The sequence below is a fragment of the Streptococcus sp. WM07 genome, from assembly GCF_004570525.1.
GTDB lineage: Bacteria > Bacillota > Bacilli > Lactobacillales > Streptococcaceae > Streptococcus.
Genome location: NZ_SPPZ01000369.1, coordinates 1 through 246 on the forward strand (window position 1 = coordinate 1; position 246 = coordinate 246).

The window sequence follows — 246 nt, forward strand, 5'->3', positions numbered from 1 at the left end:
ACCAGTCTGACTTTCAAAAGCATAGAGTGGATGATACCCTGTAGCACGGTAATGAGCATTGTAAGCCGAGCCTTCTTGTTTTCCATAGGTTGTAAAATGAGTCGAATCAATATCAATGATAAGATTCTCCACTTGATGAAATTGTAAAAAGATTTGGAGAAGTTCAAAGTTAATCTGTCTTAAAGCTGCAATCGTTTCTTCAGTAGCACGAGAAAAGAAACGTGACAAGGTTGGTTGAGAGGCCAG

General features: G+C 39.0%; 1 protein-coding gene. It reads right to left on the reverse strand.

Annotated elements, in window-relative coordinates; genetic code table 11:
* On the reverse strand, window positions 1-246 hold a 246-nt coding region (locus E4T71_RS09590), incomplete at both ends, for a transposase (RefSeq protein WP_194181281.1).